General features: G+C 71.2%; 24 protein-coding genes and 5 tRNA genes. 19 read left to right on the forward strand and 10 right to left on the reverse strand.

What is annotated here, in order from left to right; translation table 11 throughout:
* Nucleotides 1-30: 30 nt before the first annotated feature.
* The 4 genes from E5083_RS04655 to E5083_RS04670 all read right to left on the reverse strand — a co-directional run bounded on the left by E5083_RS04655 (nucleotide 31) and on the right by E5083_RS04670 (nucleotide 5278).
* Nucleotides 31-606: a GTP-binding protein gene (locus tag E5083_RS04655; RefSeq protein ID WP_030808427.1), complete on the reverse strand. Its 576-nt coding sequence runs from the start codon at nucleotides 604-606 to the stop codon at nucleotides 31-33.
* A complete protein-coding gene (locus tag E5083_RS04660; protein WP_030808431.1) occupies nucleotides 587-985 on the reverse strand; it encodes a DUF742 domain-containing protein in 399 nt (132 codons plus the stop codon). The genes E5083_RS04655 and E5083_RS04660 overlap by 20 nt, the downstream gene beginning before the upstream one ends.
* Before the next feature lie 111 nt (nucleotides 986-1096).
* Nucleotides 1097-1510, reverse strand: a complete 414-nt coding sequence (locus E5083_RS04665) for a roadblock/LC7 domain-containing protein (protein ID WP_020128762.1) — start codon at nucleotides 1508-1510, stop codon at nucleotides 1097-1099.
* 9 nt (nucleotides 1511-1519) lie between these two features.
* Entirely contained in the window at nucleotides 1520-5278 is a 3759-nt protein-coding gene (locus E5083_RS04670) for a sensor histidine kinase (RefSeq protein ID WP_208753961.1), read from the reverse strand.
* A 598-nt stretch (nucleotides 5279-5876) separates the two neighbouring features.
* Between E5083_RS04670 and E5083_RS04675 the strand changes: the two genes are divergently transcribed.
* The 9 genes from E5083_RS04675 to E5083_RS04715 all read left to right on the forward strand — a co-directional run bounded on the left by E5083_RS04675 (nucleotide 5877) and on the right by E5083_RS04715 (nucleotide 10109).
* On the forward strand, nucleotides 5877-6071 hold the full coding sequence (locus tag E5083_RS04675) for a hypothetical protein (protein WP_135784268.1): 195 nt from the start codon (nucleotides 5877-5879) through the stop codon (nucleotides 6069-6071).
* Nucleotides 6072-6448: 377 nt separating this feature from the next.
* Entirely contained in the window at nucleotides 6449-7234 is a 786-nt protein-coding gene (locus tag E5083_RS04680) for a fumarylacetoacetate hydrolase family protein (RefSeq protein ID WP_135784269.1), read from the forward strand.
* Complete coding sequence (gene gltX / locus E5083_RS04685) at nucleotides 7227-8711, forward strand: glutamate--tRNA ligase (protein ID WP_135784270.1); 1485 nt, start codon at nucleotides 7227-7229, stop codon at nucleotides 8709-8711. Before E5083_RS04680 ends, gltX begins: the two co-directional genes overlap by 8 nt.
* Before the next feature lie 99 nt (nucleotides 8712-8810).
* Entirely contained in the window at nucleotides 8811-9539 is a 729-nt protein-coding gene (locus E5083_RS04690) for an HAD family hydrolase (protein WP_208753962.1), read from the forward strand.
* Nucleotides 9540-9630: 91 nt separating this feature from the next.
* A tRNA-Gln gene (locus E5083_RS04695) sits at nucleotides 9631-9702 on the forward strand.
* A 39-nt stretch (nucleotides 9703-9741) separates the two neighbouring features.
* Nucleotides 9742-9814, forward strand: a tRNA-Glu gene (locus tag E5083_RS04700).
* A gap of 28 nt (nucleotides 9815-9842) precedes the next feature.
* Nucleotides 9843-9915 (forward strand) — tRNA-Glu (locus E5083_RS04705).
* A gap of 21 nt (nucleotides 9916-9936) precedes the next feature.
* Nucleotides 9937-10008, forward strand: a tRNA-Gln gene (locus E5083_RS04710).
* 28 nt (nucleotides 10009-10036) lie between these two features.
* Nucleotides 10037-10109, forward strand: a tRNA-Glu gene (locus E5083_RS04715).
* 168 nt (nucleotides 10110-10277) lie between these two features.
* On the opposite strand, the gene ndgR is transcribed toward E5083_RS04715, so the two are convergent.
* Nucleotides 10278-10994 (reverse strand): IclR family transcriptional regulator NdgR, encoded by a 717-nt coding sequence (gene ndgR, locus E5083_RS04720; protein WP_135784271.1) that lies wholly within the window; start codon nucleotides 10992-10994, stop codon nucleotides 10278-10280.
* 197 nt (nucleotides 10995-11191) lie between these two features.
* Here ndgR and leuC point away from each other — a divergent pair, with 197 nt between their 5' ends.
* The 4 genes from leuC to E5083_RS04740 all read left to right on the forward strand — a co-directional run bounded on the left by leuC (nucleotide 11192) and on the right by E5083_RS04740 (nucleotide 14455).
* The gene (gene leuC, locus E5083_RS04725) at nucleotides 11192-12619 is read left to right on the forward strand and encodes a 3-isopropylmalate dehydratase large subunit (protein WP_135784272.1); all 1428 of its coding nucleotides are present in this window, start codon (nucleotides 11192-11194) and stop codon (nucleotides 12617-12619) included.
* A gap of 2 nt (nucleotides 12620-12621) precedes the next feature.
* Nucleotides 12622-13215, forward strand: a complete 594-nt coding sequence (leuD, locus tag E5083_RS04730; RefSeq protein WP_135784273.1) for a 3-isopropylmalate dehydratase small subunit — start codon at nucleotides 12622-12624, stop codon at nucleotides 13213-13215.
* Nucleotides 13216-13478: 263 nt separating this feature from the next.
* Nucleotides 13479-13709, forward strand: a complete 231-nt coding sequence (locus E5083_RS04735) for an SCO5555 family protein (protein ID WP_030808451.1) — start codon at nucleotides 13479-13481, stop codon at nucleotides 13707-13709.
* 137 nt (nucleotides 13710-13846) lie between these two features.
* Entirely contained in the window at nucleotides 13847-14455 is a 609-nt protein-coding gene (locus E5083_RS04740) for an HU family DNA-binding protein (RefSeq protein WP_135784274.1), read from the forward strand.
* Nucleotides 14456-14574: 119 nt separating this feature from the next.
* On the opposite strand, the gene E5083_RS04745 is transcribed toward E5083_RS04740, so the two are convergent.
* Both E5083_RS04745 and cofC read right to left on the reverse strand, forming a co-directional pair.
* Nucleotides 14575-14778, reverse strand: coding sequence for a hypothetical protein (locus tag E5083_RS04745; protein ID WP_135784275.1), 204 nt, complete (start codon nucleotides 14776-14778; stop codon nucleotides 14575-14577).
* Between the two features lie 9 nt (nucleotides 14779-14787).
* Nucleotides 14788-15438, reverse strand: coding sequence for a 2-phospho-L-lactate guanylyltransferase (cofC, locus tag E5083_RS04750; RefSeq protein WP_135784276.1), 651 nt, complete (start codon nucleotides 15436-15438; stop codon nucleotides 14788-14790).
* Nucleotides 15439-15660: 222 nt separating this feature from the next.
* On the opposite strand from cofC, the gene E5083_RS04755 reads away from it, so the two are divergent.
* The 3 genes from E5083_RS04755 to E5083_RS04765 are packed head-to-tail and all read left to right on the forward strand — an operon-like array spanning nucleotide 15661 to nucleotide 18739.
* Complete coding sequence (locus E5083_RS04755; RefSeq protein WP_135784277.1) at nucleotides 15661-16518, forward strand: lysophospholipid acyltransferase family protein; 858 nt, start codon at nucleotides 15661-15663, stop codon at nucleotides 16516-16518.
* Nucleotides 16515-17525 (forward strand): NAD(P)H-dependent glycerol-3-phosphate dehydrogenase, encoded by a 1011-nt coding sequence (locus tag E5083_RS04760; RefSeq protein ID WP_135784278.1) that lies wholly within the window; start codon nucleotides 16515-16517, stop codon nucleotides 17523-17525. Before E5083_RS04755 ends, E5083_RS04760 begins: the two co-directional genes overlap by 4 nt.
* Before the next feature lie 56 nt (nucleotides 17526-17581).
* Nucleotides 17582-18739 (forward strand): D-alanine--D-alanine ligase family protein, encoded by a 1158-nt coding sequence (locus tag E5083_RS04765; protein WP_135784279.1) that lies wholly within the window; start codon nucleotides 17582-17584, stop codon nucleotides 18737-18739.
* Between the two features lie 20 nt (nucleotides 18740-18759).
* Here E5083_RS04765 and E5083_RS04770 read toward each other — a convergent pair whose 3' ends face one another.
* Complete coding sequence (locus tag E5083_RS04770; protein ID WP_135784280.1) at nucleotides 18760-19278, reverse strand: DUF3515 domain-containing protein; 519 nt, start codon at nucleotides 19276-19278, stop codon at nucleotides 18760-18762.
* 20 nt (nucleotides 19279-19298) lie between these two features.
* Complete coding sequence (locus E5083_RS04775) at nucleotides 19299-19532, reverse strand: Lrp/AsnC family transcriptional regulator (RefSeq protein ID WP_135784281.1); 234 nt, start codon at nucleotides 19530-19532, stop codon at nucleotides 19299-19301.
* A 205-nt stretch (nucleotides 19533-19737) separates the two neighbouring features.
* On the opposite strand from E5083_RS04775, the gene E5083_RS04780 reads away from it, so the two are divergent.
* Both E5083_RS04780 and thiD read left to right on the forward strand, forming a co-directional pair.
* Nucleotides 19738-20700, forward strand: a complete 963-nt coding sequence (locus tag E5083_RS04780; RefSeq protein WP_135784282.1) for a thiamine-phosphate kinase — start codon at nucleotides 19738-19740, stop codon at nucleotides 20698-20700.
* A complete protein-coding gene (gene thiD / locus E5083_RS04785) occupies nucleotides 20697-21494 on the forward strand; it encodes a bifunctional hydroxymethylpyrimidine kinase/phosphomethylpyrimidine kinase (RefSeq protein ID WP_135784283.1) in 798 nt (265 codons plus the stop codon). The genes E5083_RS04780 and thiD overlap by 4 nt, the downstream gene beginning before the upstream one ends.
* A gap of 90 nt (nucleotides 21495-21584) precedes the next feature.
* On the opposite strand, the gene rpmB is transcribed toward thiD, so the two are convergent.
* Nucleotides 21585-21770, reverse strand: a complete 186-nt coding sequence (gene rpmB, locus E5083_RS04790) for a 50S ribosomal protein L28 (protein WP_004924906.1) — start codon at nucleotides 21768-21770, stop codon at nucleotides 21585-21587.
* Between the two features lie 259 nt (nucleotides 21771-22029).
* Here rpmB and E5083_RS04795 point away from each other — a divergent pair, with 259 nt between their 5' ends.
* Nucleotides 22030-23670 (forward strand): DAK2 domain-containing protein, encoded by a 1641-nt coding sequence (locus E5083_RS04795; protein ID WP_135784284.1) that lies wholly within the window; start codon nucleotides 22030-22032, stop codon nucleotides 23668-23670.
* The last annotated feature ends 10 nt before the right edge of the window (nucleotides 23671-23680 follow it).

Genomic DNA, 23680 nt, shown 5'->3' on the forward strand with positions numbered 1-23680 from the left:
AACTGCCTTACGGCAGATCGCACTTGAGCCCTACCGCAGGCGAGCCATCAGAGCGTGCTCGACCAGCGTGATCAGCGCGCTCTTGGCGTCCGAGCGGTGCCGGGCGTCGGTCGTGATGATCGGAGCGTCGGGTCCGATCTGCAGGGCCTCGCGGACCTCGTCCGGGTTGTACGGCTGCTGGCCGTCGAAGCCGTTGAGAGCGACGACGAACGGCAGACCGGAGTTCTCGAAGTAGTCCACGGCCGGGAAGCAGTCCGCGAGCCGGCGGGTGTCCACGAGGACCACCGCGCCGATGGCGCCGCGCACCAGGTCGTCCCACATGAACCAGAAGCGGTCCTGACCGGGCGTACCGAAGAGGTACAGGATCAGGTCCTGGTCCAGGGTGATGCGGCCGAAGTCCATGGCGACGGTGGTCGTCGTCTTGTCCCCGGTGTGGGTGAGGTCGTCGATGCCCGCCGACGCGGACGTCATGACGGCCTCGGTGCGCAGCGGGTTGATCTCCGAGACGGCGCCCACGAACGTGGTCTTGCCCACGCCGAAGCCGCCCGCCACCACGATCTTGGCGGAGGTCGTGGCCCGCCCCGAGTCAGAGCTTGCGAAGTCCACTGAGCACCCTTTCGAGCAGCGTCACATCGGGAGCGCCGCCGTTGTTCTCGTCGCCGCCCGGCTGGTGAACGGCGACCATGCCGGCCTCGGCGAGGTCGGCCACCAGAATGCGGGCCACGCCGAGGGGCATGGCCAGGAGCGCGGAGACCTCCGCGACCGACTTGACCTCCCGGCAGAGGTGGCAGATGCGCTGGTGCTCAGGGAGCATTCCCATCAGCGCTGCCGGGTCGGCCGTGGTGCTGATCAGCGCCTCGATGGCGAGCTGGTAGCGCGGCCGGGTCCGGCCACCGGTCATCGCGTAAGGACGTACCAGTGGCTGGTCGCCCTCGTCTCCGTACGGTTCCGCGTACGGATCATGAGAGGCGTTGGGCGGGGTCATGAATCCTCCGGGCGGGACAGCAAGTTGGTCAGTCGTGCCGTCTGACGGGGCCGGTGGGGGGATTGTGGCGGCCGGACGGTTGTTTCGTGTGCTGGGTGGTGCCGGGGTGGGTCAGTGGAGCAGACTGCCTTGTAGTTCGGCGCGCAGGTCCGGGGTGAGTACCGCACCCGCGCGGTCGACGAGCAGGGTCATCTCGTAGCCCACGAGGCCGATGTCGCACTCGGGGTGCGCGAGCACCGCGAGGGACGACCCGTCCGAGACGGACATGAGGAACAGGAAGCCGCGTTCCATCTCGACGACGGTCTGCGCCACGCTGCCACCCTCGAAGATCCGGGACGCCCCGGCCGTGAGAGAGGTCAGGCCGGACGCGACGGCCGCCAACTGGTCGGCGCGGTCCCTCGGGAAGCCTTCGGACATCGCCAGCAGAAGGCCGTCGGCGGAGACCACCACCGTGTGCGACACCCCTGGGGTGTTGTCCACGAAGTTGGTGATCAACCAGTTCAGGTTCTGTGCCGCCTGGCTCATCGGACTCAACTAACGCTCCTGCTGGTGAGTGGGGCTCGGGAAGCTGCCGGTCTGGCCGCCCCCGGCCTGACGGCCCTGAGCGATACCCCGACGGAGATTGGTCAGCCGGCCGCGTACGTCGTCAGGCGCACGGGAGACCTGCGGACCGCTGTGGTGCTGTTGCTGCTGTGCCGTGCCCGGGACGAGGTTCGCCTTGGGCACACGGCGCGGCAGACCGGAGGTGGTGACACCGCCCGCCGCGGGCTGCCGTACGCGCTCCGCCTGCCGGACGAGTTCGTCGTTCGGAGAGGTGCGCCACGAGCCGGTGGTGGACGACGACTGCTGCGGGGCGGGCGTGGGGGCCTGCGCCTGCGGCTGCTGAGGGGCGGCCGGAGCGGACTCCGGCTGCTGCTGCTGTTCCTGCTGGAACCAGTTGGTCTCCAGCGTGTCGTACAGCGGGGTCCGGCCGTCACCGGTGTTGCCGGCCGGGGCCGGGGGCAGCGCCCAGTTGTCGGCCGGGGCCTGACGCGCCGGACGCTGCGGGGCGGCGGGCCGCTGCTGCTCGAACTGACCGGTGTTTCCGGCCTGGTTCGGGTTCTGCGCGGCCTGGTTGCCGTTCTGGTGCTGCGCCGGACGGCCGGGCAGCGCGTGCTGGCCGGTGTGGCCGGCCTGGTACGCGTCGTAGCCCTGCTGGACCGGGAACTGGCCGGTGTGCTGCGGGGCCTGGGGGTTCTGCCGGCCCTGCTGCTGGCCTTGGGGGCCGCCGAACAGGTCGGGGCGGGTGTACTCGTCGCCGCCCTGCTGACGGCCGTAGCCGGCTCCCTGCTGGGCGCCGGGCTGCTGGTACTGGCCCATGTTCTGCTGGTCGTTGGCTCCCGGACGCTGGAACTGGCCCGTGTGCTGGGCCCCGCCCGCGCCGGGCCGGGCGAACTGCCCGGTGTGCTGCTGCTGGTCGCCCGCGCCGTAGAGGTCCTGGCGGGGGAAGCCGCCGGTCTGCGAGGGGTCCTGCGCGTCGATGCGGGGCATCTCGGCGGTGCCGCCCATGCCGTGGCGGTCGTCGATGCGCGGCATGCGCGCGGTCTGCGACGGGTCCTGCTCGTCGTGGCCGCGCGGCACGTCCAGCGAGGCACGCGAGCCGGGGTTGCCACCGGGCAGCTCGGCACGCGGGCCGCCACGCGGCGGGAGCTGCGGCTGACGCCCCTGCTCGGCACCGGCACCGGCGCCACCGCGCTGCTGCTGGGCCGGGCCACGGCCGCCGAAGGCGTCCTGCTGCGGGCCGGAAGCCTGGGGGGCCGGACGGTTCTGCTGGTTCTGCTGACCGGGCTGGTTCGGCTGGAAGGCACCGGGGCCCTGCGGGCCACGGGCGCCACCGGGACCGCCGGGGCGGCCGCCGTTCTGGCCGTTGCCGGGAAGGGCCGCGCGCGGACCCTGGCCCGCGCCGACCTGGCCGCGCTGGCCGGAGCCGCCGGCCAGGAGTCCACCGGCGGCCGGAGCGCCGCCGAGGGCACCGCCACCGCCGCCGTTGTTCCGGCGTGCCGCCGCGGCACCGGCCGCGGCCTGCGCGGCGGCGGGACCGCCACCGGAGCCGGAGCCGCCGGCCTTGCCCGGAGCGGGCTTCTTGCCGCCCTGGGCGACGTCGACGGGCAGCATGACCAGCGCGGTCGTACCACCGGAGTCGGACGGGCGGAGCTGGATGCGGATGCCGTGGCGCTGCGACAGCCGGCCGACCACGAACAGACCCATGCGGCGGGAGACCGACACGTCCACGGTGGGCGGCGCGGCGAGGCGCTCGTTGATCGCGGCGAGGTCCTCGGGGGAGAGGCCGATGCCGGTGTCGTGGATCTCGATCAGCACGCGGCCGTCGGGCAGCGCGTGACCGGTGACCTTGACCTTGGTCTGCGGGGAGGAGAACGAGGTGGCGTTCTCCAGCAGCTCGGCGAGGAGGTGCACGAGGTCGTTGACGACGCGGCCGGCGACCTCGGTGCTCGGCACCGACGCCAGCTCGATGCGCTCGTACTGCTCCACCTCGGAGGCGGCGGCGCGGAGCACGTCGACCAGTGGGACCGGGCGGGTCCAGCGCCGGCCGGGCTCCTCACCGGCGAGGACGAGGAGGTTCTCGCCGTTACGGCGCATGCGGGTCGCGAGGTGGTCGAGCTTGAACAGCGAGGAGAGCTGGTCGGGGTCGGCCTCGCGGGACTCCAGCTCGGAGATGAGCGAGAGCTGACGCTGGATCAGGCCCTGGGAGCGGCGCGAGAGGTTGGTGAACATCGCGTTGACGTTGCCTCGCAGCAGCGCCTGCTCGGCGGCGAGTCGGACCGCCTCGTGGTGCACCTCGTCGAAGGCCGCGGCCACCTGGCCGATCTCGTCCCGCGAGTGCACACCGACCGACTCCACGGACGTGTCCACGTCCTGCGGGTCGGACTCGGAGAGCTGCTTGACCAGCTCGGGCAGCCGGTCCTGGGCGACCTTGGTGGCGGTGTCCTGGAGGCGGCGCAGCGAACGGATCATGGACCGGGCCACGACGAACGCGCCGACCAGCGAGACGCCGAGCACGAGCAGGATCAGCACACCGGAGATGATCGCCTCCTGTTCGGAGGTCGCCTTCAGCTCGCGGGCCTTCTGCTCCATGCTGTCGAGCAGCTCGTGCTCGATCTTCTTCATCTGCTGGATCTTGGTGGAGCTGTCGTCCACCCAGTCCAGGTACGAGCGGGCCGGCTGGCCCGCCAGGCCGTCGCGCGACTCGAAGACGCGCTTGGCGTAGAGGTCGGCCGCCTGGATCGTCGGGTTGTTCTCGTCGATGGGCTTGAGGATCTCCTCGGCGCCCTGGCTCGCGTAGACCTTGCGGAAGATGTTGAGCTCGGAGCCCTCGCTGTCGTACGCGGCCTCGCCGTAGAGGCGGTCGTTGGTCGACAGGTCGCCCTTGGTGGCGTTGCTGGCGGGCAGGGCGGCCGCGATGACGGCGCGCTGCACCGACGCATACTCCTTGGCCGTGGAGAACGCGGCCAGGGCGCGGGTGCGCTGGATCATCTCCGGGTTGCTCGACGCCTCGGCCATGTCCTGGGAGAGGTCGATGAGCTGGGTGATCAGCCGGTGGTACGCCTCGACGGTCTGGGTCGAGTTGCCCTCGGAGGTGTACGCGTCCCGGCGGATCTTGCCGAGCGCGTCGAGCTGGGAGACCAGGCCGACCAGGGTGTCGCGGACGCCCTGGAGGTTGCCGTCCTTGCTCGCCGCGTCGATGTCCTCGGCGGAGTCCTCGAAGGTCTTCTTCGCGTTGTCCGTCTTGTCGCGGAAGCCCTTGACCGTGTAGTCGGACGACTTGAGGCCGTGCGCCAGGGGACCGGCGGACTGGTCGCGCTCCTCCTGGAGGGCGGCGGCCAGCTCGGTCGCGCGCTGGGTCATCTCGGTCAGCAGCTTCATGTTGTCGAGCTGCTTGATGTCGTCCATCGAGTCGCCGATGCGCAGACCACCGAGCGTGGTGGCCGCGACCACCGGCAGCGCGAGCAGCGACACCAGACGCGTGGAGATGCGCCAGTTGCGCAGCGCCATGCGGGAGCCGGTGCTGGGCGTGCTCTTGGCGGTCTTCGCGGTGGGCGCCGCGGGCTTGGTGCCGGACGCGCCCGCCGGGGCGGAGGCGCCGGGGCGTCCGCCGCGCTCGCCCTTGTCGCCGGACGGTGCCTTGCCGGCGCTCTGGGCGTGCTGGTGCGAGGAGCCGCCGGCCATGGGGGCAGTCCCGCCGTGCGGCTCCGGCTCGGCCGAACCGCTGCCATCCCTCTTGAAACGTCCCTGCACTAGCGTCGCAACCTCTGGACCAGGCGCCCCTCCGCGCGAACGGCGGGACACGGTGTCGGCGTCATGAAGGGCGCCCTGAATACGCCCCCCGTGTGGTCTTGAGTGACCGGCGCTGGATTCCCCCCTGTCTCACCGCCACGCGGCGCGGCGTCGCGCCCCCTGCGCCGGCTCGTTCCTGCGGCGGTCCGTGGCATTCCAGCACAGTGCCGGATCTCCAACAAGGGACGTACCCCGAGCTGTGACCTACGTGACGGCGCGTGATCCGGGGGTCACGTCGGGTGGAACCTGATCACCCGTATAGGCGGGCAATTCCGGCGAGTCGAGCGCGTGTGCGGGACGCTCGAACGGTGTCCCAGTCGCCATGATCAGGAGCGGAATGGTGGGTTCAGATGACCAATGTCCGTTTCATCGCCCCAGGCCCACCGTCTGAATTGACCCATTTGCGTGGCTCCTAGTGAGCAAACTCACACACCGATCACGGGTGGTTCACGTGAGTGACGGGGATTCGCATGTTTAGCCTGACGCTTTACAGGATGAGCGGCTCTGCCCATTCCCACCCGATCACCCCACCCGATCACGAGGCCACAGGACGACAACGGTGAAGACGACGATGATGTTCCAGACGACGGCGAACCCGCGACGCACGACGCTGGTGCACCTGAAGGACGCCGGCGAACTGCGGATCGCCGAGCTGCCCGAGCACCCCACCGACCTCCCCGGCCGGACCGCCAACCCCCGGCGCACCATTCTGATGGAGCTGCCCGCCTCCGCCGTGGTCGAGGCCGGCGTCTGAGCGCACCCGTCCCGCCCGAGCGCGGCCCGGCGGCCCGTCCCCGTGACGGCCCACCGGGCCGCGCTCGCTTTTTCCCGCTCGGCGCATTACCGGCACCGGCGGGGGATATCCGCCCTCCGCTAATCCCGCCCCGCGCATTTCCCGGCACCGTCCGGCGGCATTACCCGTAATGCGCCCTCGCCCCGGCTGCGCGCCCGTCGGCCCGTGCCACCACTGGCCCACCGCCCCGCCCGCGACCACCGGAAATCCGGAATTAATCCGCCCCCGTTTCCGCGCCGCATAACCGCCGCCCGCACCACCGGCCGAACGCCGGACGCGCGGACCGGTTAACCTGGGACGTCAGTACGCCGGTTCTCAGTGAGAGGCGCCAGAATCCCGTGCGCATCGCCAGGTTCTCCATCGACGGGAACGTAGCCTTCGGCGCGGTCGAGGGCGACAAGCAGGACGAGCTCGTCCTCGACATCATCAAGGGCATCCCCTTCGCCGACCACGAGCTGTCCGGCACCAAGGTGCCCCTCAGCAAGGTCCGGCTGCTCCCGCCCGTGCTCCCCAACAAGGTCGTGGCCTTCGGCCGCAACTACGCCGAGCACGCCAGGGAACTGGGCAGCGAGGTGCCCGACGTCCCGTTCGCCTTCTTCAAGCCCTCCACCTCGGTGATCGGCCCCGGCGACGACATCCAGTACCCGCCGTTCACCAAGGAACTGCACTACGAGGCCGAGCTGGCCGTGGTCATCGGCCGCATGTGCCGCGAGGTCCCGCGCGAGCGCGTCAAGGACGTCATCTTTGGCTACACCTGCGCCAACGACGTCACCGCCCGCGACGTACAGCGCGCCGAGAAGCAGTGGGCCCGCGCCAAGGGCTTCGACTCCTCCTGCCCGCTCGGCCCCTGGGTGGAGACGGACATCGACCTCGCCCGCGCGAACGACCTCACCGTCCAGCTCACCCTCAACGGCGAGCAGCGCCAGCTCGGGCGCACCAGCGAGATGGTCCACCCCATCGAGGACCTGATCGTCAACATTTCCGAGGCCATGACGCTGCTCCCCGGCGACGTGATCCTCACCGGCACCCCCGCGGGCGTCGGCTCCATGAGCGTCGGCGACGAGGTCGCCGTCACCATCGAAGGCATCGGCACTCTCACCAACAAGGTTGTCAAGCGTGGCTAGCGCATCCGGCTCCCCCGTACGCGTCCGTTTCTGTCCCTCGCCCACCGGTAACCCCCACGTGGGCCTGGTGCGCACCGCCCTGTTCAACTGGGCGTTCGCCCGCCACCACGAGGGCACCCTGGTCTTCCGGATCGAGGACACCGACGCGGCCCGCGACTCCGAGGAGTCCTACAACCAGCTCCTGGACGCCATGCGCTGGCTCGGCTTCGACTGGGACGAGGGTCCCGAGGTCGGCGGCCCGCACGCGCCGTACCGCCAGTCGCAGCGGATGGACATCTACAAGGATGTCGCGCAGAAGCTCCTGGACGGCGGGTACGCCTACTACTGCTACTGCTCCCAGGACGAGTTGGACACCCGCCGCGAGGCCGCCCGCGCCGCCGGCAAGCCCTCCGGCTACGACGGCCACTGCCGCGAGCTGAGCGCCGCGCAGGTCGAGGAGTTCACGGCCCAGGGCCGCGAGCCGATCGTCCGCTTCCGGATGCCGGACGAGGCGATCACCTTCGACGACCTGGTGCGCGGCGAGATCACCTACCTCCCGGAGAACGTGCCGGACTACGGCATCGTGCGCGCCAACGGCGCCCCGCTGTACACCCTGGTGAACCCGGTCGACGACGCGCTGATGGACATCACCCACGTCCTGCGCGGCGAGGACCTGCTCTCCTCCACCCCGCGCCAGATCGCCCTGTACAAGGCGCTGATGGAGCTGGGCATCGCGAAGCAGATCCCGGCCTTCGGCCACCTGCCGTACGTGATGGGCGAGGGCAACAAGAAGCTCTCCAAGCGCGACCCGCAGTCCTCGCTCAACCTCTACCGCGAGCGCGGCTTCCTGCCCGAGGGTCTGCTCAACTACCTCTCCCTGCTGGGCTGGTCGCTCTCGGCGGACCAGGACATCTTCTCCGTCGCGGAGATGGTGGCCGCCTTCGAGATCTCGGACGTGAACCCCAACCCGGCGCGCTTCGACCTGAAGAAGTGCGAGGCGATCAACGCCGACCACATCCGGCTGCTCGACGTGAAGGACTTCACCGAGCGCTGCGACCCCTGGCTGAAGGCCCCCTTCGCCCCCTGGGCGCCGGAGGACTTCGACGAGGCCAAGTGGCAGGCGATCGCCCCGCACGCCCAGACCCGGCTCAAGGTGCTCTCCGAGATCACCGACAACGTCGACTTCCTCTTCCTCCCCGAGCCCGCCTACGACGAGGCTTCGTGGACCAAGGCCATGAAGGAAGGCTCGGACGCGCTGCTGCGCACCGCCCGGGAGAAGCTGGAGTCCGCCGACTGGACCTCGGCCGAATCCCTCAAGGAGGCCGTGCTGGCCGCCGGCGAGGCCCACGGCCTCAAGCTCGGCAAGGCCCAGGCCCCGGTCCGCGTGGCCGTGACCGGCCGCACCGTCGGCCTCCCCCTGTTCGAGTCCCTGGAGGTACTCGGCAAGGAGAAGACGCTGACCCGCATCGACGCGGCACTGGAGCGGCTCGCGGCGTAACGAACGCCACACCGTCAGGGGCGGCATCCGGCCACCGGATGCCGCCCCTCGGCGTTCCGGCGCGCTGCCGTGGGGGCGGGTGCCCGTTACCGTCGGCCCATGAGCATCCGAGCCGTGGTCTGGGACGTGGACGACACCCTTTTCGACTACACCACCGCCGACCGTGAGGGCATGCGGGCGCACCTCCTGGCGGAAGGGCTGCTCGCCCGGTTCGAGACGCCGGAACAGGCGCTCGCGGCGTGGCGGACGGCGACCGAGGCGCACTGGGCGCGGCACGCGGCGGGGGAGTCCACGTTCGAGGGGCAGCGGCTGGACCGGGTGCGGGCGTTCCTGGGGGCGGAACTCAGTGACGCCGAAGCTGAGGAATGGTTTCTGCGCTACGTCGGGCACTACCAGGCGGCCTGGCAGGTCTTCCCGGACGTGCTGCCCGCCCTGGACGCCCTCCCGGAGCACCGGCACGCGGTGCTGTCCAACTCCAGCCTGACCGTCCAGGAGCACAAGCTGCGCACCCTGGGCCTGCGGGACCGGTTCGAGTCCGTGCTGTGCGCCGTCGAGCTGGGGGTGTCCAAGCCGGCCGCCGGGGCCTTCCTGGCCGCCTGCGAGGGGCTGGGGCTGCCCCCGCACGAGGTGGCGTACGTCGGGGACCATCCGGAGATCGACGGGCGGGGCGCGGCGGAGGCCGGGATGATGTCCGTATGGATCGACCGGGGCGGCCCGCACGCGCGGGCGGCCGGGACGGTCCTGGCCCACCGGATCACCACCCTCGCCGAACTCCCGGCGCTGGTCCGCGCCGATACCCGTTTTGGAGCCCCGTCCACCTTCGGGTAATGTTCTTCCTGCGCCGAGGGGAACGGGCCGAAAGGCCGGGCCCCAGGCGCATCTGCTAGAACAAGATCCCCACTCGGGGCTTGCGTTCCAGTGGCCTATGGTGTAATTGGCAGCACGACTGATTCTGGTTCAGTTAGTCTTGGTTCGAGTCCAGGTAGGCCAGCTCGCAGAGCTCATCTGCACCCGCGGATCTTGTCCGCGAGCCCCCGTTGTGTAGCGGCCTAGCACGCTGCCCTCTCAAGGCAGTAGCGCCGGTTCGAATCCGGTCGGGGGTACTGGTTCCGATCACTCGGAATCGCTAGGGCCCCCGTTGTGTAGCGGCCTAGCACGCCGCCCTCTCAAGGCGGTAGCGCCGGTTCGAATCCGGTCGGGGGTACTGACTGGTCTAAACCATCATTGGTCTATGGTGTAATTGGCAGCACGACTGATTCTGGTTCAGTTAGTCTTGGTTCGAGTCCAGGTAGACCAGCTCGGACCTGCGGAAACGCAGTGTCCAGGCCCCCGTTGTGTAGCGGCCTAGCACGCCGCCCTCTCAAGGCGGTAGCGCCGGTTCGAATCCGGTCGGGGGTACAGAAGGAAGGCTCCTCGCGAACGCGAGGGGCCTTCGTTGTATTCCGGCTCCTGCCTCAACAGCCGTGCGCCGAAGCCCCGTTGAGCCAAGCAGGTCGGGCGGGAGCGGGCCGCGGCGTTGGGGCCCGCTCCCGCCCAGGGGAAGCGTGGAAGCAGTGGGGAGAGCGCTCAGCCGGAGCGGCGCAGCGCCTCCGACAGCCGGCCCGCCGCGTCGATCACCGCCTGGGCGTGCATCCGGCCGGGATGCCGGGTCAGCCGCTCGATCGGTCCGGAGACCGAGACGGCGGCCACCACACGGTTGGACGGCCCGCGCACCGGCGCCGAGACCGAAGCCACGCCCGGCTCCCGCTCGCCGATCGACTGTGCCCAGCCCCGGCGGCGCACCCCGGACAGCGCCGTCGCCGTGAAGCGCGCCCCCTGCAGACCCCGGTGCAGCCGCTCGGGCTCCTCCCAGGCCATGAGGATCTGCGCCGAGGAACCCGCCTTCATCGTGAGCGTCGAGCCCACCGGCACCGTGTCCCGCAGTCCGGACAGCCGCTCCGCGGCCGCCACACAGATCCGCATGTCGCCCTGGCGCCGGTAGAGCTGCGCGCTCTCGCCCGTCACGTCCCGCAGATGCGTGAGCACCGGGCCGGCCGTCGCCAGCAGCCGGTCCTCGCCGGCCGCCGCGGCCAGCTCCGACAGGCGCGGGCCCAGGATGAACCGGCCCTGCATGTCCCGCGCCACCAGCCGGTGGTGCTCCAGAGCCACGGCCAGCCGGTGGGCCGTGGGTCGTGCCAGTCCGGTGGCCCCGACCAGACCCGCGAGGGTGGCCGGACCGGACTCCAGAGCGCTCAGGACAAGGGCCGCCTTGTCCAGAACGCCGACGCCGCTACTGTTGTCCATGCAACGATACTCCCGTCTCACTCTGTGAAACGCAAGTTCAATTTTCTCCGGAACGCGCCACTCTTGAAGCACACGGCGGCCCGCGTACGGCGGGCGCGGTGCCGGACGCCCGTACGCACCGAGATCACGGCGCGGGCGTCGCTTCCTCAGGTTCTCTAGATGTGTCGGCGGAACCGTGGCCGGCCGGAGGGAAAGCGATGGGTAGGACACTCGCGGAGAAGGTCTGGGACGACCATGTCGTCCGGCGCGCCGAGGGCGAGCCCGACCTTCTCTACATCGATCTGCACCTGCTGCACGAGGTGACCAGCCCGCAGGCGTTCGACGGTCTCCGCAAGAGCGATCGCGCGGTCCGTCGTCTCGATCTGACCATCGCCACCGAGGACCACAACACTCCGACCCTGGACATCGACAAGCCGATCGCGGACCCGGTTTCGCGGGCTCAGTTGGAGACGCTGCGCAAGAACTGCGCGGAGTTCGGGGTGCGGCTGCATCCGCTGGGCGACGTCGAGCAGGGCGTGGTGCACGTGGTGGGCCCGCAGCTCGGGCTGACGCAGCCCGGCACGACCGTGGTGTGCGGTGACTCGCACACTTCCACGCATGGTGCGTTCGGTGCGCTGGCGTTCGGTATCGGCACCTCGCAGGTCGAGCATGTGCTGGCGACGCAGACGCTGCCGATGGCCCGCCCCAAGACCATGGCGATCACCGTGGAGGGTGAACTGCCCGAGGGCGTCACCGCGAAGGACCTGATCCTGGCGATCATCGCCCGGATCGGCACCGGCGGCGGTCAGGGTTATGTCCTGGAGTACCGGGGCCCGGCCATCGAGAAGCTGTCGATGGAGGCGCGGATGACCATCTGCAACATGTCCATCGAGGCCGGCGCCCGCGCGGGCATGATCGCCCCCGACGAGACCACCTTCGCCTACCTCCAGGGCCGCCCGCACGCCCCCGAGGGCGCCGACTGGGACGCGGCCGTCGAGTACTGGAAGACGCTGCGCACCGACGATGACGCGGTCTTCGACGCCGAGGTGGTCATCGACGCGGCCGAACTCTCCCCGTTCGTCACCTGGGGCACCAACCCCGGCCAGGGAGCGCCGCTTTCGGCGCACGTCCCCGACCCGGCTTCGTACGAAGACGCATCGGAGCGGTACGCCGCCGAAAAGGCCCTGGAATACATGGGGTTGACCGCCGGGCAGCCGCTGCGGGACATCGCCGTGGACACCGTGTTCGTAGGCTCGTGCACCAACGGCCGCATCGAGGACCTGCGCTCGGTCGCCGAGATCCTCCGGAGCCGCAAAGTCGCCGACGGCGTACGGATGCTGGTCGTCCCCGGCTCCGCGCGGGTGGGTCTGCAGGCCGTGTCCGAGGGGCTGGACGTGGTCTTCAAGGAGGCCGGTGCCGAATGGCGGTACGCGGGCTGCTCGATGTGCCTGGGCATGAACCCCGACCAGCTCGCACCGGGGGAGCGCTCCGCGTCCACCTCCAACCGCAACTTCGAGGGCAGGCAGGGCAAGGGCGGCCGTACCCACCTGGTCTCGCCGCAGGTCGCCGCCGCCACCGCCGTCCTGGGCCACCTCGGCTCGCCCGCCGACCTGTCCGACACCCCCGTGCCCGCTGGAGTGCGATAACGATGGAAGCCTTCACCACCCACACCGGCCGGGCCGTGCCGCTGCGCCGCAGCAACATCGACACCGACCAGATCATCCCCGCCCACTGGCTCAAGAAGGTCACCCGCGACGGCTTCGAGGACGGCCTGTTCGAGGCATGGCGCAAGGACGACACCTTCGTCCTCAACCAGCCCGAGCGGCAGGGCGCCACGGTCCTGGTCGCCGGCCCCGACTTCGGCACCGGCTCCTCCCGCGAGCACGCGGTGTGGGCACTGCAGAACTACGGCTTCAAGGCCGTGATCTCCGCCCGCTTCGCCGACATCTTCCGCGGCAACTCGCTGAAGAACGGCCTGCTCACGGTCGTCCTGGAGCAGAAGATCGTCGACGCCCTCTGGGAGCTGACCGAACGCGACCCCCAGGCCCCCGTCACCGTCGACCTCGAAGCCCGCGAGGTACGCGCCGAGGGCGTCACCGCCCCCTTCGAGCTGGACGAGAACTCCCGCTGGCGACTGCTGAACGGCCTCGACGACATCTCCCTCACCCTGCGCAACGAGGACGACATCGCCGCCTTCGAGAACGCCCGCCCCGCACACAAGCCGCGCACCCTGACGAGCTGAGCAACCGCTCGCACGCATAAGGTTTCGGCCACCTCGACGGCCGCCGCGTACCCCCGATCGCCACGATTGGGGGTACGCGCATGTCCGGGTCCGGACGCCTCCGAACGCACCCCAAGCGCTCTCCAACTCTCCTTCACCGCAACGAAGTTGCAGGTCCGGGCGCCCTCCCGCGGCACCCCCTCCCCGAGCCCCGAAACGGCGCGCGGAGGCGGCAGTTGCCCCCTGCGCAGGCGACAACTCGCCCCAGATGGCACAATCTGTGCATGGAACACGACGGCCAACTCCAGCTCTATGCGGCAGTCGCGGACCAACTCAAACAAGCGCACGCAACCGTGCGCACACTGCAAGTCCCGGAGGGCGTACGGATGGCGCTGACCCGGAAGCTGCTGGTCATTACGGCCGCGGCCAAACACGATCTCGCCGGCGCGGCAACGCGTCTCGAACGATTCACCGCGGACCTCGAAGCGGGCCGGATGCCCGAAGAGGACCGCTGAATCCGTCCGGGACCGCCGAAACCGATGCGGCACAAGGGTGAGAAGCCCGTTTCGTGTTTGATTTGCGGTATATATCTGCCTAACGTGCGAAAAAGCTTGAACACTTTCGTTCTGGCGATGTCTCCGAAGGGGAAGACGTGAACAAGGCGCAGCTCGTAGAAGCGATTGCCGACAAGATGGGTGGCCGCCAGCAGGCCGCCGATGCTGTCGACGCGGTCCTGGACGCCATCGTCCGCGCCGTCGTCGCGGGGGACCGGGTCTCGGTCACCGGCTTCGGGTCCTTCGAGAAGGTGGACCGCCCCGCCCGCTACGCCCGTAACCCCCAGACGGGCGAGCGTGTTCGGGTCAAGAAGACCTCGGTTCCGCGCTTCCGCGCCGGCCAGGGCTTCAAGGACCTGGTGAGCGGTTCGAAGAAGCTTCCCCGTGGTGGCGAGGTCTCCGTGAAGAAGGCGCCCAAGGGCAGCCTGACCGGCGGCGCTTCCGCGACCGTGAAGAAGGCCGCGGCCAAGAAGGCCACCGCCAAGAAGTCCACCGCCAAGAAGGCGGCGCCGGCGAAGAAGACCACGGCCACCGCCAAGAAGGCCGCCGCGAAGAAGGCCCCGGCCAAGAAGGCCACCGGCACCACCGCGGCCGCCAAGAAGACCACCGCGAAGAAGAGTCCCGCGAAGAAGGTCACCGCCAAGAAGGCGCCCGCCAAGAAGTCGACGGCACGCAAGACCACCGCCAAGAAGACCACCGCCCGCTAGAGGCACGGACTTCCACGGCACCCGGTCCTCAAGGGCTCACACGCGCCGGGCCGGACTCCCCTGGGGAGTCCGGCCCGCGGTGCGTTCATACGGCCGCTCAGCGCCCGTTCAGCGCCCGTTCAGAAGGTCTGGAGGGTGACCAGCGTGATCCGCAGCCCCTCGTCCCGCCCCTCGGTCTCGATCCGCACCCGCTGACCGGGCCGCAGCAACCGCAGCCCGCCCGCGTCGAAAGCGGCCGCGTCGAAGGGCACCGGGGTGCCGTCGTCGAGCAGCACCTGCCCGCTGCGGCTCTCGGGGTCGTAGGTGTAAGCGGTGGCCTGCATGTCCGCAGCCTACTGCCCGGCGAGCGGCACCGGCGCGGTCCACGAGGCGCTCGCCGCCGCGGTGTACGGGCCCACACCCAGCGCCAGCGCCACCCGCAGGTCGTCGCCCGTGTCCACGTCCCGCCGTACCGATTCGACGCTGCCCGGCGCCAGTTCCGCCGCGCCCGAGGCGCGGTGCCGGGCGCGGGAGGCGCCGCCGAAGGCCGGGGCCAGTTCCCGGCCGGGCGCCGCCGCGAGCAGGGTCGTGCCCCACGCGGCCGCGTCCGCCAGGAAGGCGCGCGGGAATTCGGCCGCCGCCGTGAGGACCCGCGCCAGTTCGGCGGGGCGCAGGGCGGGCAGATCGGCGTTGAGCGCGGCGACGGCCGCCTCCGGGCGGACCGCGCGCACCGCCGAGGCGCCGTGCGCCAGCGCGGCGTTCAGGCCGCCGGCCGGCTCGTCCGGCACGATCCGGGCGCCCAGCGCGGCCAAGGCCCGTCCGGCCACCGGGTCGTCCGTGACGACCGCCACATCCGCGACCTCGGGACACTCCAGTACGGCGGCCACCGTGTCCTGCGCGAACGCCAGCACCAGGCCGGGCCGCGCCCCGTCGGCAACGGCGTCCGCGAGCCTGCTTTTCGCCCGCGCCAAGGGCTTCAGGGGGATGACCAAGCTCCACTGCACCGGCGTACCGTCCCTCTCTGCTCGCGCTCATTGTCACCCGCTCCCACCAGGCGGCCCGAGCCGCCCCGAGGTGTGGGGGAATGCTGTGAAGGCCAGTCCGGGGGCGGTCGCCGCGGACATGCGGGCGTACGGTGTTCTCGACAGACCGGCGGCCCGGAGTCACACTTGTGCGGCCCCCGGCCGAGGTGAAGGCCCTCAGAGGCCATGGAGGAAGGTGTCCGCGTGTCCCGCCGCAGAATCGGCTTCTGGTACCGCTTCGCCGCGGTGATCTGCAAACCGCCGCTGGCGGTTCTGATCAAGCGGGACTGGCGAGGAATGGAGCACATTCCGGCCGACGGCGGATTTATCACCGCGGTGAACCACAATTCCCACGTGGACCCCTTCGCGTACGCGCACTATCAGTACAACACCGGACGGGTTCCGCGATTCCTGGCGAAGAGCGGCCTTTTCAAGAAGGGATTCGTCGGCGCCGCGATGCGCGGTACCGGACAGATCCCCGTCTACCGCGAGAGCACCGACGCGCTGAGCGCATTCCGCGCCGCGATCGAGGCGGTGGAGAAGGGCGAGTGCGTCGCCTTCTACCCCGAGGGCACCCTGACCCGCGACCCCGACGGCTGGCCCATGGCCGCCAAGACCGGCGCCGCCCGCGTGGCCCTGCAGACCAAGTGCCCGGTCGTGCCGGTCGCCCAGTGGGGCGTCAACGAACTCCTGCCGCCCTACGCGAAGAAGCCCCACCTCTTCCCGCGCAAGACCCACCACGTGCTGGCCGGCCCGCCGGTGGACCTCTCCCGGTTCTACGACCGGGAGATGACCGCCGACGTCCTGAGGGAGGCCACCGAGGTCATCATGGCGGCCGTCACCCGCCAGCTCGAGGAGATCCGCGGCGAGAAGGCACCGGCCGTGCCCTACGACCCGCGCCGCGAGCGGATCGAGCAGCGCCGCCGCACCCGCGCCCAGTCCGGCCCGATCGCCCCGTCCGGCCACTCCGTGCGGTCCGGCGACGGCCAGGTCCAGGACACCGTGCCCGCGCCCGCCGCCGAGGCCACGCCCACCGCCACCGAAGGGGGAAGCGGCAAGTGAGCACGCCTGTCCGGGTCGCCGTCATGGGCACCGGCTCCTGGGGCACCGCGTTCGCCGTGGTCCTCGCCGACGCGGGCTGCGAGGTCACCCTCTGGGCCCGCCGCGCCGAAGTGGCCGACGCGGTCAACTCCACGCGCACCAACCCCGGCTACCTGCCCGGCGTCGAGCTTCCGCCGGGCGTGCGCGCCACCTCCGACGCCGCCGAGGCGCTCGGGGACGCCGACTTCGTCGTGCTGGCGATCCCCTCGCAGACCCTGCGCGCCAACCTCGCCGACTGGGCGCCGCTGCTCGCCCCGCACTCCGTGCTCGTCTCCCTGATGAAGGGCGTCGAACTCGGCTCCGCCATGCGGATGAGCGAGGTCATCGAGGACGTCGCCAAGGTCGGCCCCGAGCGGATCGCCGTGGTCACCGGGCCCAACCTGGCCCGTGAGATCGCCGCCCGGATGCCCGCCGCCGCCGTGGTCGCCTGCACCGACGAAGCGGTCGCCCGGCGGCTCCAGGCGGCCTGCCACACCCCGTACTTCCGGCCGTACACCAACACCGACGTCATCGGCTGCGAACTCGGCGGCGCGGTCAAGAACGTCATCGGTCTCGCCGTCGGCATCGCGGACGGCATGGGACTCGGCGACAACGCCAAGGGCTCGCTCATCACGCGCGGCCTCGCCGAGACCACCCGGCTCGGCATGGCGCTCGGCGCCGACCCGCTGACCTTCTCCGGACTCGCCGGACTCGGGGACCTGGTGGCGACCTGCTCCTCGCCGCTGTCCCGCAACCACACCTTCGGCACCAACCTCGGCAAGGGCATGACGCTTCAGGAGACCATCGCGGTCACCAAGCAGACCGCCGAGGGCGTCAAGTCCAGCGAGTCCGTGCTGGATCTGGCCCGCAGGCACGGTGTCGACATGCCGATCACCGAGACGGTCGTCGGAATCGTGCACGACGCCAAGCCGCCCGTCGTCGCTCTCAAGGAGCTGATGTCGCGCAGCGCGAAGCCCGAACGACGCTAAACGCGTATACGCTGCAGCGTTCCCCCTGGTGTACTGTCCGGTACTCTCAACGCGATATGAGCACCGAGAACCTCCCCCAGAGCCCTGCCGCGCAGCCCCGTAAGCCGCGGGTGGCCGTCGTGTTCGGCGGCCGCTCCTCCGAACACGGGATCTCCACCGTCACCGCGGGTGCCGTCCTGGGCGCCATCGACCGGACCAAGTACGACGTCCTGCCGATCGGCATCACCCGTGACGGCCGCTGGGTGCTGACGGCCGACGAGCCGCAGCGGATGGCCATCACGGACCGCCGCACCCCGGAGGTGCTGGACGTGGCGGAGTCCACCGAGGGCGGCGTGGTGCTCCCGGTCGACCCGGCCAACCGCGAGGTCGTCTACAGCGAGCCCGGCGCGGTGCCCAAGGCGCTCGGCGAGGTCGACGTGGTCTTCCCGGTGCTGCACGGCCCCTTCGGGGAGGACGGCACCCTGCAGGGTCTGCTGGAGCTGTCCGGTGTGCCCTACGTCGGCTCGGGCGTGCTCGCCTCGGCTGTCGGCCAGGACAAGGACTACATGAAGCGGGTGTTCACCTCCTTCGGGCTCAAGGTCGGCCCGTACGTGGTGATCCGGCCCCGCGAGTGGCAGCGGGACGAGTCCGCCGCCCGCAAGCGGATCGTGGACTTCGCCGGTGAGCACGGCTGGCCGCTGTTCGTGAAGCCAGCCCGCGCCGGCTCCTCCATCGGCATCACCAAGGTCGACGACCTCTCGGGGCTCGACGAGGCCATCGCCGAGGCCCAGCGCCACGACCCGAAGATCATCGTGGAGGCCGCGCTGTCCGGCCGCGAGCTCGAGTGCGGTGTCCTGGAGTTCGAGGACGGCCCGCGCGCCTCGGTCCCCGCCGAGATCCCGCCGCCGAGCGCGCACGCGTACTACGACTTCGACGCCAAGTACATCGACTCCACGCCCGGTGTCGTCCCGGCCCCGCTCACCGACGAGCAGACCGCGGAACTCCAGCGGCTCGCCATCGAGGCGTTCGAGGCCGCGTCCTGCGAGGGCCTGGTCCGCGCGGACTTCTTCCTCACCGACGACGGCGAGTTCGTCATCAACGAGATCAACACCCTGCCCGGCTTCACCCCCATCTCGATGTACCCCAAGATGTGGGAGGCGTCCGGCGTCGGCTACGCGGAGCTGGTGGACCGCCTGATCCAGGCGGCACTGCGCCGCCCGACCGGGCTGCGCTAGCCGCTCACCGCGTCACCGAGTCAGCGCATGGAGGCGATCCCCTCGGGGATCGCCTTCTTCACGGCCGGGGCCAGGTCGACCAGGACCGCCGTCGAGTCGTCCGGGCCGGACAGCTCCTTCGGCAGCGTGATCTCCACATAGGCGCGGCGGTTGGCGGTGGTGAAGCGCGAGGAACCGTCGTCCCGCTTCTCCATCAGCCAGTCCACGCCGTCCACCCCGCCGGCCAGCGCGGCGGGGTCGTGGCCCTGGGCCACCTTGGGGTCGGTCATCTTCGGCGGCCGGACCACCCCGCAGCGCAGTATGATCGCCGGGCCCGACCAGCCCGCCGTATAGGCGGAAGCGGGCCGTGGGTCGTCGCGGTGCCGGCCGTCCACCTTCTTCGGCAGCGCCTCGTCCAGACGCCGGCACAGGGGGGCGGTCCGTGCGTCGGGGCGGGGAGCCGCGACCGTGGTGCCGTCGTCCGCCGTGGAACAGCCCGCGACCGCGATCAGCAGCGCGGGCGCGAGCAGGCCGAGGGGCCGGTGACGGAAGAAGTTCACCGGCCAAGCGTAGACGGGGGCTACAGATGCACGACCGGGCAGGTCAGGGTGCGTGTGATGCCGTCCACCTGCTGGACCTTGGCGACCACCATGCGACCCAGCTCGTCGACGGTGTCGGACTGGGCGCGGACGATGACGTCGTAGGGACCCGTCACGTCCTCGGCCTGGATCACGCCGGGGATCTGGCCGATCGTCTCGGCGACGGTCGACGCCTTGCCGACCTCGGTCTGGATCAGGATGTACGCCTGTACCACGGAACCTCCAGGGCGGCCACGAGGATCATGTGGGGAAGAGGAACGCCACGGTATCGCGTCGCCGCTCTCCGAGGGGAGACCCTGGGGGACGGGGCACGCGCGCCGGGGTGCGGGCACGACGGAAGTTGACGGTCACCTCGACCGTATCGGGGACACTGATGACGCGCGACCGGGCACGGGACAGGGACAGAAGGGGCTTGAGGCCATGAAGGGCACAGTGGGTGAGCTTGGTGAGTTCGGGCTCATCCGGGAGCTGACCTCCCGTCTCACCACCACCCCGGCGGTCCGGGTCGGCCCCGGTGACGACGCCGCCGTGGTCGCCGCCCCGGACCGCCGGGTGGTGGCGAGCACCGACATCCTGCTGGAGGGCCGGCACTTCCGCCGCGACTGGTCCACGGCGTACGACGTGGGCCGCAAGGCAGCCGCCCAGAACCTCGCCGACATCGCCGCGATGGGCGCCGTGCCCACCGCGCTGCTGCTCGGCCTGGTCGTCCCCGCCGAACTCCCGGTGACCTGGCCGACCGAGCTGATGGACGGCCTGCGCGACGAGTGCCAGGTCGCGGGCGCCTCGGTGGTCGGCGGCGACGTCGTACGCGGTGACACGATCATGGTGTCGATCACCGCGCTCGGTGATCTGCGCAATCAGGAGCCGGTGACCCGCTCCGGCGCGCAGCCCGGCGACCTGGTGGCCGTCACGGGCTGGCTGGGCTGGTCCGCCGCCGGGTACGCGGTGCTCTCGCGGGGCTTCCGCTCGCCGCGCGCCTTCGTGGAGGCCCACCGCCGCCCCGAGCCGCCGTACCACGCGGGCCCGGCCGCCGCCGCGCTCGGCGCCACCGCGATGTGCGACGTCAGCGACGGACTGATCGCGGACCTCGGGCACATCGCGGACGCCAGCAAGGTGCGGATCGACATCCGTTCCGGCGCGATCGACATCCCCACCCAGATGAACGACATCGGCCAGGCGGTCGGGGTGGACCCGCTGCAGTGGGTGCTCACCGGGGGAGAGGACCACGCGATCGTGGCCACCTTCCCGCCCGACACCAAGCTCCCGGCCCGCTGGAAGGTGATCGGCGAGGTGCTCAACCCCTCGGCGCTGCCCCAGGTCACTGTGGACGGGGCGCCCTGGACCGCCACCGGCGGCTGGGACCACTTCGGGGACCCGGAGTGAGGGCCGCCGGGCAGGCGCCGCCGCGCGTCCTCACCGTGGCCGGCTCGGACTCCGGCGGCGGAGCGGGCATCCAGGCCGATCTGAAGACGATGCTGGCGCTGGGCGTGCACGGGATGAGCGTGATCACGGCCGTGACCGCGCAGAACTCCCTCGGGGTGCAGGGCGCCTGGGAGCTGCCGGTGGAGGCGGTGCGGGCGCAGTACCGCAGTGTGGTGGACGACATCGGCGTCCAGGCCGTGAAGACCGGGATGCTGGCCTCGGCGGAACTGGTCGAGGCGGTCGCGGAGTTGATCTCCACCACGGACGCGCCCGTGGTGGTGGACCCGGTGGGCGTCTCCAAGCACGGCGACCCCCTGCTCGCCGCCTCCGCCCTGGACTCGGTGCGCACCCGGCTGCTCCCGGTGGCGACCGTGGCCACCCCGAACCTGGACGAAGTGGCCCAACTCACAGGATTCCAGGTCACCTCGGAGGCCGATCTGCGCCCGGCGGCACAGGCCGTGCTGGCCTACGGGCCCCGGTGGGTGCTGATCAAGGGCGGGCATCTCACCGGCGAGGCCGTGGACCTGCTCACCGACGGCGACCAGGAGTTCCGGCTGCGTGCCCCGCGCCACGACAACCGGCACACCCACGGCACCGGCTGCACCCTGGCCTCCGCCATCGCCTCGGAGCTGGCGAAGGGCCTGACCGTGCCGGAGGCGGTCACGGCGGCCAAGGAGTACGTCACCGGAGCGATCGCCCACGGGTTCGCGCTGGGCGGCGGGATCGGCCCTGTGGACCACGGCTGGCGGTTCTGAGTCTCACGAAGGCAAAGCGAAGAGCCGGCCCACCCGAAGGTGGACCGGCTCTTCACAGCAACCGACTATGGCCGCGCGCTTAGCTGTGCGTCAGCGCGAGACCTTGCCGGCCTTGATGCACGAGGTGCAAGCGTTCACGCGCTTCGGCGTCCCGCCGACCACAGTACGAACGCGCTGGATGTTCGGGTTCCAGCGACGGGGCGTACGGCGGTGCGAGTGCGAGATGTTGTTGCCGAAGCCCGGCCCCTTGCCGCAGACGTCGCAGTTGGCAGCCACGGGTCACTCCAAAGACTTCAGATGCACTTACGGTTGATCCCGGCATGCCGGGATCGAGATCAGGAAAACCTGAGATCTTTCAGTGGCGCTGCCAGGGGGAATGGCCCGACCGGGATCGGGCAACCGGAGCAGCATACAACGACTGCTTCCGTACAACGAAACTACCACGGTGGCCCGGCACCCCGTGCCCGGCCCTCCCGCTATGGACGCCGCCCCACGGTCTACGCTGCGTCCCACGTCCAGCCACAGGGAGGCGCAGGTGGCGCAGGTGCCGCAGACATTCCTCGATGCTCTCGCGGTGCGCACCTGGTGCGGTCTGGCGCTGCGCTCGCTGGGGCGGGCGCGCGAGGAGATCGACGCGATCAACGTCTATCCCGTCGCCGACGGGGACACCGGCACCAACCTGTACCTGACCGTGGAGTCCGCGACGGCGGCCGTCGAAGCGGTGTTCGCCGGGTACGAGGAGGGGGGCCCTTCCTTCGCGGACGCCCTGCGCGCGATGGCCCACGGCGCCCTGATCGGCGCCCGCGGCAACTCCGGCACGATCCTCGCCCAGCTCCTGCGCGGCATGGCCCAGGTGCTCACCGGCAGTGACGTCTCTCACGTGGACGGCGTTCTTCTCCGGACGGCGCTGCGCCGGGCCGCCGACGCCGCCCGCGAGGCCGTGGCCCACCCGGTCGAGGGCACCGTCCTCACCGTCGCCTCGGCCGCCGCCGACGCCGCCGACGGGACCGAGGGCGACTGCGGGACCGTCGTCCTGGCCGCCTACGCGGGAGCCCGCGCCGCCCTGGCCGCCACCCCCCGGCAACTGGCCGTGCTGGGCCGCGCCGGCGTCGTGGACGCGGGCGGGCGGGGTCTGGTGACCGTGCTGGCCTCACTGGTGGAGGCGGTCACGGGAGAGGCGGTACCGGAGGAGACGTACGCCTCGGCGGCCGGGGCCGAGGTCTGCCCGGACGCCCCCGAGCACGTGGGGGAGGGCGGGCCCGCCTACGAGGTCATCTACCTGCTGGAGGCCGATGACGCGGCCGTGGCCCGGCTCCGGGAACGGCTCGACGCCCTCGGCGACTCCCTGGTCGTGGTCGGCGGCGACGGGCTGTGGAACGTCCATGTGCACGTCGACGACGCCGGTGCCGCCGTGGAGGCGGGCGTGGAGGCCGGCCGGCCGTACCGGATCAGGATCACCCACTTCGCCGTCGGTGACGTGCACACGGGCGGGGAGCGGACGCCGCGCGAACCGGCGCAGCGGGCCGTCGTCGCCGTGGTGCCCGGCGAGGGGCTGGCCGGGCTGTACGCGGAGGCGGGCGCCACCACCGTCCTCGCCCGCCCCGGTGAGCCGCCCGCCAGCGGGGAGCTGGCCCAGGCCCTCCGGCGCGCGCACGCCCGCGAGGTCGTCCTGCTGCCCAACGACGCCGAACTGCGCCACACGGCCGCCGCTGCCGCCGAGCAGGTACGCGCCGAGGGCGTCCGGGTCGCCCTGATCCCGACCCGCTCGGCGGTGCAGGGCATCGCCGCGCTCGCCGTGCACGAACCGGAGCGCCGGTTCGACGAGGACGTGGTCCAGATGACCTCGGCCGCCGGAGCCACCCGGTACGCCGAGGTGCTCGTCGCCGAGCGCCAGTCGTGGACCACGGCCGGGATCTGCCAGGCCGGGGACGTGCTCGGGCTGATCGACGGCGACGTGGCCGTGATCGGCCCCGACCTCACCGGTACCGCCGAGACCGTGCTCGACCGCATGCTGCAGGCGGGCGGCGAGCTGGTCACCCTGGTCGTCGGCGACGACGCTCCCGAGGCCGTCGCCGACCGCCTCGAAGCCCGCGTCCGCGAGTCCTACCTCGCCGTCGACACCGTGGTCTACCGGGGCGGCCGGCAGGGCGCGCCGCTGCTCATCGGCGTGGAGTGAGCTGAGGAGC

The sequence above is a fragment of the Streptomyces bauhiniae genome, from assembly GCF_004784475.1.
Lineage (GTDB): Bacteria > Actinomycetota > Actinomycetes > Streptomycetales > Streptomycetaceae > Streptomyces > Streptomyces seoulensis.

What these genes read in the sequence shown, in the direction of transcription:
- E5083_RS04665 (WP_020128762.1), bottom strand. Translation starts at nt 1,510, where the DNA reads ATGAGCCAGGCGGCACAGAACCTGAACTGGTTGATCACCAACTTCGTG.
- E5083_RS04780 (WP_135784282.1), top strand. Translation starts at nt 19,738, where the DNA reads ATGAAGGGCACAGTGGGTGAGCTTGGTGAGTTCGGGCTCATCCGGGAG.
- E5083_RS04765 (WP_135784279.1), top strand. Translation starts at nt 17,582, where the DNA reads ATGAGCACCGAGAACCTCCCCCAGAGCCCTGCCGCGCAGCCCCGTAAG.
- leuC (WP_135784272.1), top strand. Translation starts at nt 11,192, where the DNA reads ATGGGTAGGACACTCGCGGAGAAGGTCTGGGACGACCATGTCGTCCGG.
- leuD (WP_135784273.1), top strand. Translation starts at nt 12,622, where the DNA reads ATGGAAGCCTTCACCACCCACACCGGCCGGGCCGTGCCGCTGCGCCGC.
- E5083_RS04735 (WP_030808451.1), top strand. Translation starts at nt 13,479, where the DNA reads ATGGAACACGACGGCCAACTCCAGCTCTATGCGGCAGTCGCGGACCAA.
- E5083_RS04660 (WP_030808431.1), bottom strand. Translation starts at nt 985, where the DNA reads ATGACCCCGCCCAACGCCTCTCATGATCCGTACGCGGAACCGTACGGA.
- E5083_RS04690 (WP_208753962.1), top strand. Translation starts at nt 8,811, where the DNA reads ATGAGCATCCGAGCCGTGGTCTGGGACGTGGACGACACCCTTTTCGAC.
- ndgR (WP_135784271.1), bottom strand. Translation starts at nt 10,994, where the DNA reads ATGGACAACAGTAGCGGCGTCGGCGTTCTGGACAAGGCGGCCCTTGTC.
- E5083_RS04745 (WP_135784275.1), bottom strand. Translation starts at nt 14,778, where the DNA reads ATGCAGGCCACCGCTTACACCTACGACCCCGAGAGCCGCAGCGGGCAG.